The organism is Chryseobacterium sp. CG10_8, assembly GCF_058117085.1.
The window spans coordinates 1-9,351 of the sequence record NZ_JBYVEB010000114.1; the positions used below are offsets into that span (position 1 = coordinate 1).

The following is a 9,351-nucleotide window of genomic DNA, read 5'->3' on the forward strand; positions in this document are numbered from 1 at the left end:
TTATAAAAAATACTTTTGATGAAATTTATAAAAATTCAAAATCCTTGCGAAGAATCTTGGGACAATATGCACGAAGTTTCAGGTGGCCGGTTTTGTGATAAATGCTCTAAAAAAGTTTTGGATTTGACCGAATCCTCGACTTCTGAAATCCAAAGTATTATTGAAAATTCCAAGGATAGAGTGTGTGGAAGGATGTGTTCAAATAAGAAAAATATGGCTTCAAGTGTATTAATTGCCATTTCTATAAGTTTTCTTGCCTGCACATCAAATCAAACCGTTCATCACACTCCATATCAAAAAGTAACTGATAACCTTCTAAAAATTAATGGTAGAATCTCACTTGATAGTCTTAATATTGAAAATTTAGGAATTCGTTTAGTGACGAAAAACAAAGTTTACGAAGGGGAAATAGATGCTCGCAATAACTTTGAAATAATCATTCCTGAATCAGCACTCAACGAAAACAACATTATCAAAATTAGTTATAGAGGAACAAAATCTAATAAAATCTATTCAGATTCCTCTTTGCATTTAGTTTCAAGAAAAAATTTATTGAATTAGGCATCTAAAAGATATTTTTATTAGAGTTAATGGAAAATCCATCAGCTGTCTTGTGATAGTAATTTGTGAAATTAAGTATTTTTTGTGCCGGATTTGTAGGATCCGTAATCATCCCTTTTCCAACAAAATCGTATACTGACAAATCTACCGTCCTATCCATATTATATGGTATTAGTATCCATTTGGTTCCTTCCCAATAATAAAAAGAGTCTGACAATACGGCATGCCCTTTCAAATATACCAGCTCGTTAGCTCTTGTTGGATTAGTAGTTGGAAAAGCACTGATGACAGGTACCAAAACACCATCTTTACCAGTTGGAGCAGTCTTACTGCTTGGGTCGATGTGCAAAGTAGCTTTCGGGTCGTTAGTATTAATCCCTGCTTTACCAGCCTGCGAGTATCCATAACCCATAAAAAGCAGTACTGATAAACTCATTAGAAATCGTTTCATTTATTAAAAGTGTTTTTTTTATTATTTAGTGCTTTCCAATCGCAAATAAAGTGCCAATATTAAAAATAAACCGAACAGGACGTTCTATTATTAAAAATATGCCAAAAATATAATCGAAAACAGTTAAAAAATTATCAAATATCCAAATGTGTAGAAACATCTGAGTTTCTTACAATATCTAACAACTCGAAACAAATGAATTAATTAATGAAAAAGTAAATGGATATAAAAATTTCAAAAGCAAAGAAAAATTATACGAAAATTCAGTTTTTGCTATAGGTTCCTTATCCAAACAGTTTACCGCAGTGCAAACTTTACTTCTGGAAGAAGAAGGTGACTTAAAAACTTCTGACCAAGTTTCAAAATATTTAACCGAATTTCGGAAAGCAGAATACCAAGACATTACCATTCACCAACTTCTAAATCACACTTCTGGACTTAGTGATTCTGGAAACCAGCTATTATTCAAAAGTGGAAAAGGCTTTAATTATTCTAACAAAGGATATCGTTTTTTGGGACAAATCATAGAAAAAGTGAGCAAAAAATCATATCAAGAAAATGTAGATAATTTATTTAAAAGGATTGGAATGAATAGCTCCTATACCCCAACTGATTTTGATGAGGAAGACTTCGTTGGTGCGCATATTGGAACTCCAAAAAACTTACAAATTATTACAAGTATGCCAGAACGACTGGCAAGAAATGACATCGGAACTCCCGCCGGCGGAATCCTATCAACCGTAGAAGATCTTCACAAATGGAACAATGCTCTTTATGGCGGTAAAATCCTAAAACCAGAATCTTTAAAAAAACTCAAAACAAAATCAGCAGAAAGAGACCATCCTATTCTCGGAAAAGTGGGCTACTGCTATGGACTTATGACCAATCTTACTGCTCCAAAGTCGTACTTCCACACAGGCTATGTGAAAGGTTCTCCTTCGCTTAATATTTATTACCCCGAAACCAAAACTTCGGTAATTGTCTTATCAAATATAGCCGATGAAAGTAACGGAATCGATAATATTTTCGTTCCGCACATCCAGGTTATGAAGCAAACCGATGCTATTGAAGAAGTCTCTACCAAAACCAAGTTGACCATGCTTGGGACAATCAAAAAGTAGATATCAGACTTCCAAATACTGAAGAAACGGTTTTATCTTTTCTACCTGATTTAAGAATTTTCTTTGAGCCAGAATTGTTGCAATAGATCCTGCGATTAAAAAGATCAAACTCAAAACAAAAATAAAAAATATAAACCACTGATCTTCAAATTCATGAAATTGAAAAAGTTGTCCTACTTTTGAAGGATCATCAACTAAAGAGCTGCTCAAAAGGTAAATTGGATAAAAACCTGCCCCAGAAAAACCTATGAAATTCTGATATGAAGAAAGTTGATATTTCTGATATTGACGAGTCAATTTGTAAATTTTATACCTCCAAAATATGTTGAAAATTGGATAGAAAGAAGACACTACAAAAGTAGACAGCAAAAGAACCGCAAATATGTTGGATGGTAAAAATTGAGCAAAAATTAATAAACCCAAAACAATCGAAAGAGCGTATTTGATAGATGGTTTAAAGATTGCAAGATTGGCTTGACGACGCATTTTCCTGACCAAAGGCGAAGCATCTTCCAAATCGCAACTTCCATCCCAATAAGGTTTCAGCTCTTGATGCCACAAATCTTGTACTTTTTCAAAAGCCTCCTCAAAACTCAAATTTTCTTCCCTTTGCAAATCAAGAATCTGAGAAACAAAATGATCTTGAACTTCCAGCATGATATCTATTGGGAGCTTTTTATCAAGGAGATAGGTGCGGATTTCAGTGAGTTGAGAATCTGTCATGGATTAAAACCTTTAAAATTTATAGAAACACTTTTTTACCTCTGATGGTTAAAAACCAGAGCTGTACTTGCATTGCCGAAAGAGACACCCACATTAATGAATTAATAAATGGACTGAACTTGATATGACTAAAAATACTAATCTCTGAAACCACTGGAGCGAAAAGACTTACAAGCGACCAGAAAGCGAATAACCTAAGAACAACAGGCTGAAAACCTATAAACAAAAACTCATTGAATTTTACTTTTTTCATAATCAAAGCAACCAATCCCATAATTGCGACAACAATCGCCAAAGCCAAAAAAACAGGGGTAAAAACATAATTGAAGTATAAAGAAATTACTAAAACCATTGCTGAAAATATTAGCGCGTTACGCAAAACATTTTGATTCATTTTTTGGAAATACTGCTTTTCGATCCGGGTTATACTTTTAAAGGAAAACCAATCGGCCTTAACCATTTGTAAGTCTTTCTTCCATAAAAGTTTAGTTCCAAGTAGGGCTTCCTCGAAACCTTTTCCTTCTCGAAGGAAAAGTTCAGTTTGATTGATAAAATGATCTTGTAGTTCGATTAAAAGATGATTGGGAAGCTTTTTGCTTAGCAAATAATTACGGACTTCATTAAGTTGTGTTTCGGTCATGACTTTTGAAATTTAAATCTTAAAACTAAATTCTAACTCTTTTTTTAATTTGCTCCAAAGTAATCTTAAACTGATTAAAATAAAAAACTCCCAAAAACCACCCGAAAAAATATAAAAAGTAAAGCAGTAATGGCATGAAATCGTCCAATCTAAAACGGTTAAACTCTAAAACATTTGATAAAGCATAATGAAATTTATTGAATCTGTTTTCATAATTAATAAGAATAAACGAAAAAATAAAAATGGTGCTTATATTCAGTAATCTCGCATTCCCTTGTAGATAACTATAATTATTGGTATGATTATTAGCTTTTCTTATTGCCTTGAAATTAAAAATCATTAAATACACCCCAAACAAAGTCAGCATACTAAAGCACAGTAAGTCAAAGTAAAAAAGAATCTCTACATTGTAATAATTTAAAACGACATTCAATGTTATAAAAACAGCAGAGATCCAAAGCGTTTTTTGAAGATTTTCTTTCTCCGTCTGGCGACTTACTTTTCTCTGAAATCTAGTTGTTTTTTTCCAAAACAAATTCCTTTTCATTTCTAAATCATCACTCCAAATCTCTTCTACTTCAGAGAACGAAGATTCAAAATCCTTATGCTCATTTTGCATCTTTGTATCGATTTGTTCAACCATATGATCCTTAACTTCCAAGAGTAAATCAATCGGCAAATTTTTTCTCAAAAGAAAATTAGCTAATTTAGTATGTTGTTCTGGAGTTATCATATATTAAAAATCGTGTTAAGGTTAAGGATATACGATTTCATTTCCTGTTCCTGCGTTACTTGTTGCCTTTTGCCTTTCTCAGTCAACAAATAATATTTGCGATCGCGACCATTGACTTGCTGAATTTCTGACTCAATCATTCCCTCACTTTCTAGCTTGTGAAGAATAGGATATAGCGCTCCTTCGGTCATTTCCAGCTCTCCTTTGGTTAATTCTTTGGCACGTTGGGTCATCTGATAGCCATACATTTTGACCTCAGAAGCCAATAATTTCAAAATAATATTCTGTAAAGTACCTTTATATAATGCGTTCTTCTTCATGCCTAATTTTCTTATGCATTACAAATGTATACATAATTTTCTTATGTATTATTCTTTTTTCAAAAAAAATCCGAGATTCTTCAATCTCGGATTCCAAAGTCTATCAATATAATCTATTTATTTTTTATTGAAATCTCCTGCATAAACCGATGTCAGACGGTCTAATGACAAATACTTTTTCAGGACTTTATTTACCTCATCTAATTTCAGAGCCTGAATTTTTGCATTTTGCTGATCATAGTTATCAAGTGGAATTCCAAATTGTAACTTAGTATTAACCAAATTAATTAAAGTATCTTCCATTCCGAGCATGGTCTCGCGCTGATTGGCGTAACTTTTCTTGTTAGTATCAAGTTCCTCTTGAGTAAAACCATCTTTAATTGCTTTAAATATTTCTTCTTTCATCGCTTTCTCTACGGCATCACGTTTTGTAGGATTTAGAATTGCATAGTATCCCCAAGAAGAAACTTCGTTGGTAATTGGCACATCAATATAGGATCCTGCTCCATAAGAAATCCCTTCTTTTTCACGTAATCTCTGCGGAATCCTTGCAGAAAGAAACCCTCCGCTTCCTAGCATTTCATTTGCTAAAACCAATGCAGCATAATCTGGATTATCTTGTTTCATTTTGAAACTTAAGCTTCCCACAGCAACTGCATTTTCCTTATCTGGCGTAACTATATTTTTGTCAACTTTTTTCGTGTCAAAAAATGTTGGCTGCACTTTTACATAAGAAGATTTACTATTAAATTTTCCAAAAGTCTTTTCTAATTCGGTTGAAACTACTTTGGAATCAAGATTACCAATCAATGTTCCGTAGCCATTATTAGCGCCTAGAATATTTTTATAAAAATCTACTATTTGATTTCGAGTCACCTTCTTATTATTATCAATCTGTTCTTGAAGTCCTGCTACATAGAAAATACTACTTTGAGGATAAGGTGAAACCAATCTTTGCAATTCATTATATGCAATTGATTGCGGATCTTTAATCTGACCTTCCAACCAAGTATTAGTCTCAATTACAGTCTTCGCTAATTCGCTTTCAGGAAATGTAGAGTTAGACAGCATATCCTTCAGTATTTCCATTACTTGAGGAAAATACTGCTTATACGTGCTCAGGTTGATGTAAAAATTCTGCCCATCAATAAAAAACCAAATATTAGATTTCATTTGATCCAGCTGATCTTTAATTTGCTCCTTAGTTCTGGTTGTGGTTCCTGCACTTAATAAAGATGCGGTCAAATTCCCAACTGTAGATTTTCCAGCTAAATCCTTCTCGTTTCCAATCATTAGTCGGAAAGTACCTTGGACTTTTTCGCCCTTCATTTCCTTATTTATTAGACCATATTTCATCCCATTAGAAAGACTACCTTCGGTAAGGTTTCTTTTAAGGTTTGCTATACTTGCTTCAAAAGGAGCTGGTTCTTTTTCAGCAGCTTTTCCCACATAATTATTAGTCAATGCAGCAATCTGATTATCTCTAAACTCAGCAGGTGTCACTCTTTCTTCGTTTTCTGATGGACGGAAAACCCCAATCGTTCTATTATTGCTTTTAAAATACTTTTGAGCTACTCTATCAACATCAGCAAGAGTAAGTTTTTCAACATTATCTCGGTACAAAAATCCAAGTTTATAATCTCCTGCTCCAACAATTTCCGTTAATCCAATTGCAAAATCAATCGTGTTATTTTTATTATTTTCAATATTTTTCAAAAGCTTAGATTTAGCTCTCTTTAGATCGTCCTCTGTATACTTTGTTGTTGCAATTTTATCTAACTCTGTCTTTACTGCAGGGACGGCTGCATCAAGATTTTTGTCTTTAGGAACATCAAAATTAAAATACATCAATCCAGGATCTCGAACTGTTGGGTTAAATGCCCAAATACTTGAAACCTTTTGAGTTTCCACCAAACTTTTATATAAATACCCTGAAGGATCTGCGGTAAGAATCTCGTTAAGCGCATCCAAAGCTGCATAATCTTTGTCCGCATATGCAGCAGTATGATAACCTACCGCTATAATTTGACTATCATTATTTCTTTTGATTTCAAAATACTTCTCTCCATTTTGTGCAGGTTCTACTGTATACGTTCCTCCCAATTCTCTATTGGGCTTTGGGAGGTTCGAAAAATACTCACCAATATATTTCAATGCATTATTCTCATCAAACTTTCCAGCGATAATCAATATTGCGTTATCGGGTTGGTAATACTTTTCATAAAATTTACGAAGTGTCACTGCTTTTACTCTTTCTATATCTTCTCTACTTCCGATGGTTGAATTCCCGTAATTATGCCACATATAAGCATTAGAAAAAACATTCTGCATCATTACCCTGACTGGACTATTCTCCCCCATTTCGAATTCATTTCTAACTACAGAAAACTCCTTATCCAAATCACTCTGAAGAATCGTAGCGTTCAGCATTCGATCAGCTTCCATTTGGATAGACCATTTCAAATTTTCGTCATTTGATGGAAAAATTTCGTAATAATTAGTCCGATCATACCAAGTGGTTCCATTTGCAATTCCTCCTTTATCAGAAAGCTGCTTCTTGATATCTCCAAGATTTTTGGTCGACTTAAAGAGCATATGCTCCAGTAAGTGAGCCATCCCCTTTTCGCCGTAACCTTCGTCCTTAGAACCCACTTTGTATACGATGTTAACCACCATATTGCTTTGGGACTGATCTGGTATTAGTAATACCTTCATTCCGTTGTTAAGGGAATACTCCTTAACTCCCTCAATATTAGAAACTAATTTCGGATTCTCTTTTTGGCAATAAAAGAGCGTGGAAAACCCTGTTATCAAACAAAGGGCAACCGTTAAAAAGACTTTTTGCATTTTTTTTAATTTGATTCATTAAAGATAGGTGCTTTCCCATAAATATCAAAAAATCAGGTGTTAGTATTCTGTTAAAAGTTTAAATTTGCCTCATGCAATTGGAAGCCGAAAAAATTATACTCGGAATCGACCCTGGAACATCAGTGATGGGGTACGGAATTATTTCTGTTAAAAAGAATAAGATGGAATTAATTTCGATTCATGAGTTAATTCTTAAAAAATACCCGAACCACGAAACCAAGCTCAAAAGAATATTCGAAAAAACTTTGGCCCTTATTGACGAGTTTCACCCAGATGAAGTAGCTTTGGAAGCTCCCTTTTTTGGAAAAAATGTTCAATCGATGCTGAAGTTGGGGCGTGCGCAAGGTGTCGCCATGGCTGCATCTCTTTATCGAGATATTCCCATCACCGAATACTCTCCCAAAAAAGTAAAAATGGCAATTACTGGCAACGGGAATGCCAGCAAAGAGCAAGTTGCAGGGATGCTTCAAAATCTCTTGAAACTGAAAGAATTCCCCACCAAATACCTTGATGCTTCTGATGGCTTGGCAGTAGCAGTTTGTCATCACTTCAATTCTGGAAGTTTGACCGATGAAAAATCGTATACAGGTTGGGCAAGTTTTTTAAAACAAAATCCAGATCGACTAAAATAATACGATGATACTCATTTCCCTTCCTTGAAGGAGTAGGAAAATTTAAAAAATTTTGAAAGAGTAGTTCGATCCAAAATCCTGTTTTACAGACACATACCTTGTAAAACTATTTTACAAAATTTTAGCAATTAATTTACTTGGTATTACCTAATACTATTTGTAACATTGGTACGTTTTTTATAACATATTGATAGAACAAAAATTATTTTGAAATGCAACACCAAAAAATAGACCCGACAAACAATATTAACCACCAAATGAACTGGTTTCAGCAGTTCCTCATGGTGTGTTCGGGAGCCAACCTTCACATTTTGAAAAAAACGCCAAGTGAGTGGAATAAATTTGCCGGAATTGGAGGAATAGTGCTTTTCACGGCCGCTTTTGCAACATTGTCAGCTGGATATGCCATATATACGGTATTTGATGACATTTGGATTTCTGTAGGCTTCGCCATTTTGTGGGGGCTTATGATTTTCAACCTCGACCGATATATTGTTTCCTCCATGAAAAAAACAGGAACCTTTTGGAATCAACTCCTGATGGCAATTCCCCGATTAATTCTTGCCACCTTCTTAGGAATTATTATCTCTAAACCTTTGGAACTTAAAATTTTTGAAAAAGAAGTTAACAAACAACTTAACACTATTATTCAACGGAACAAAAAACAACTTCAGGTTGAGATGAACGGAAGAATCCTGCAACAGACAAGTCCATTTGAAGATGAGAAAAAGGAAATCAATTCTAAAATCGCAAACTATCGTGCTTCTTACGATTCTGCAGCAGTAGAATTAGAGAAAGAAATTCTTGGAACAAAAACTGGTCTTACTTCCGGAAAAGAAGGCTATGGTCCTAATGCAAAAAGAAAGTCCGAACTCAAAGAACAACGACGACAAGATTTGGAAAACTATCAAAAACAAGTTGCCGAACGACAAGCCTATCTCGACAAAGAAATCTCAAAAGTCTACTCCAACCTGGAAACCGAACGTGGAAAAACCGAAACTATTGAAGACAAGTTCAACGGATTTGCAGCGAGGCTTCAAGCCCTTGACGAATTGGGCAAAAACACTCCAATTATGGCTTTGGCTGCAATGTTTATTATGGGACTTTTTATCGCACTTGAGATTTCACCTGTGTTGGTTAAACTAATTTCTTCGGTTGGACCTTACGATTATCTTCTTGAAAAAACAGAAAATGATTTCCGACTCTATTCTAAAGAAAAAATAGCCAAAGGAAATGCATGGACTGAGCATAGAATCGATGATTTCAAAGAAAACTTGAAACCTAAAAAATAATTAAAAATTT

Annotated in this window: 10 protein-coding genes; 4 read left to right on the plus strand and 6 right to left on the minus strand. The window is 34.3% G+C overall.

Annotated elements, in window-relative coordinates; translation table 11 throughout:
* Positions 1 to 18 precede the first annotated feature (18 nt).
* Positions 19 to 561, plus strand: a complete 543-nt coding sequence (locus AC4AGG_RS13995) for a hypothetical protein (protein ID WP_489772633.1) — start codon at positions 19 to 21, stop codon at positions 559 to 561.
* Positions 562 to 565: 4 nt separating this feature from the next.
* Here AC4AGG_RS13995 and AC4AGG_RS14000 read toward each other — a convergent pair whose 3' ends face one another.
* Positions 566 to 1,012: a phage tail-like protein gene (locus AC4AGG_RS14000; RefSeq protein WP_489772634.1), complete on the minus strand. Its 447-nt coding sequence runs from the start codon at positions 1,010 to 1,012 to the stop codon at positions 566 to 568.
* 203 nt (positions 1,013 to 1,215) lie between these two features.
* Between AC4AGG_RS14000 and AC4AGG_RS14005 the strand changes: the two genes are divergently transcribed.
* Positions 1,216 to 2,133: a serine hydrolase domain-containing protein gene (locus AC4AGG_RS14005; RefSeq protein ID WP_489772641.1), complete on the plus strand. Its 918-nt coding sequence runs from the start codon at positions 1,216 to 1,218 to the stop codon at positions 2,131 to 2,133.
* 3 nt (positions 2,134 to 2,136) lie between these two features.
* On the opposite strand, the gene AC4AGG_RS14010 is transcribed toward AC4AGG_RS14005, so the two are convergent.
* The 5 genes from AC4AGG_RS14010 to AC4AGG_RS14030 all read right to left on the minus strand — a co-directional run bounded on the left by AC4AGG_RS14010 (position 2,137) and on the right by AC4AGG_RS14030 (position 7,396).
* Complete coding sequence (locus AC4AGG_RS14010; RefSeq protein ID WP_489772635.1) at positions 2,137 to 2,856, minus strand: hypothetical protein; 720 nt, start codon at positions 2,854 to 2,856, stop codon at positions 2,137 to 2,139.
* A gap of 19 nt (positions 2,857 to 2,875) precedes the next feature.
* Positions 2,876 to 3,496, minus strand: coding sequence for a hypothetical protein (locus AC4AGG_RS14015; protein WP_489772636.1), 621 nt, complete (start codon positions 3,494 to 3,496; stop codon positions 2,876 to 2,878).
* A 25-nt stretch (positions 3,497 to 3,521) separates the two neighbouring features.
* Positions 3,522 to 4,229, minus strand: a complete 708-nt coding sequence (locus AC4AGG_RS14020) for a hypothetical protein (protein ID WP_489772637.1) — start codon at positions 4,227 to 4,229, stop codon at positions 3,522 to 3,524.
* Entirely contained in the window at positions 4,226 to 4,549 is a 324-nt protein-coding gene (locus AC4AGG_RS14025) for a PadR family transcriptional regulator (RefSeq protein ID WP_489772638.1), read from the minus strand. Before AC4AGG_RS14025 ends, AC4AGG_RS14020 begins: the two co-directional genes overlap by 4 nt.
* Before the next feature lie 117 nt (positions 4,550 to 4,666).
* Complete coding sequence (locus tag AC4AGG_RS14030) at positions 4,667 to 7,396, minus strand: M16 family metallopeptidase (protein WP_489772639.1); 2,730 nt, start codon at positions 7,394 to 7,396, stop codon at positions 4,667 to 4,669.
* Between the two features lie 98 nt (positions 7,397 to 7,494).
* Here AC4AGG_RS14030 and ruvC point away from each other — a divergent pair, with 98 nt between their 5' ends.
* Together ruvC and AC4AGG_RS14040 are read left to right on the plus strand one after the other, a co-directional pair.
* Complete coding sequence (gene ruvC, locus AC4AGG_RS14035) at positions 7,495 to 8,049, plus strand: crossover junction endodeoxyribonuclease RuvC (protein ID WP_489772642.1); 555 nt, start codon at positions 7,495 to 7,497, stop codon at positions 8,047 to 8,049.
* A 212-nt stretch (positions 8,050 to 8,261) separates the two neighbouring features.
* Positions 8,262 to 9,341 (plus strand): DUF4407 domain-containing protein, encoded by a 1,080-nt coding sequence (locus AC4AGG_RS14040; RefSeq protein WP_489772640.1) that lies wholly within the window; start codon positions 8,262 to 8,264, stop codon positions 9,339 to 9,341.
* The last annotated feature ends 10 nt before the right edge of the window (positions 9,342 to 9,351 follow it).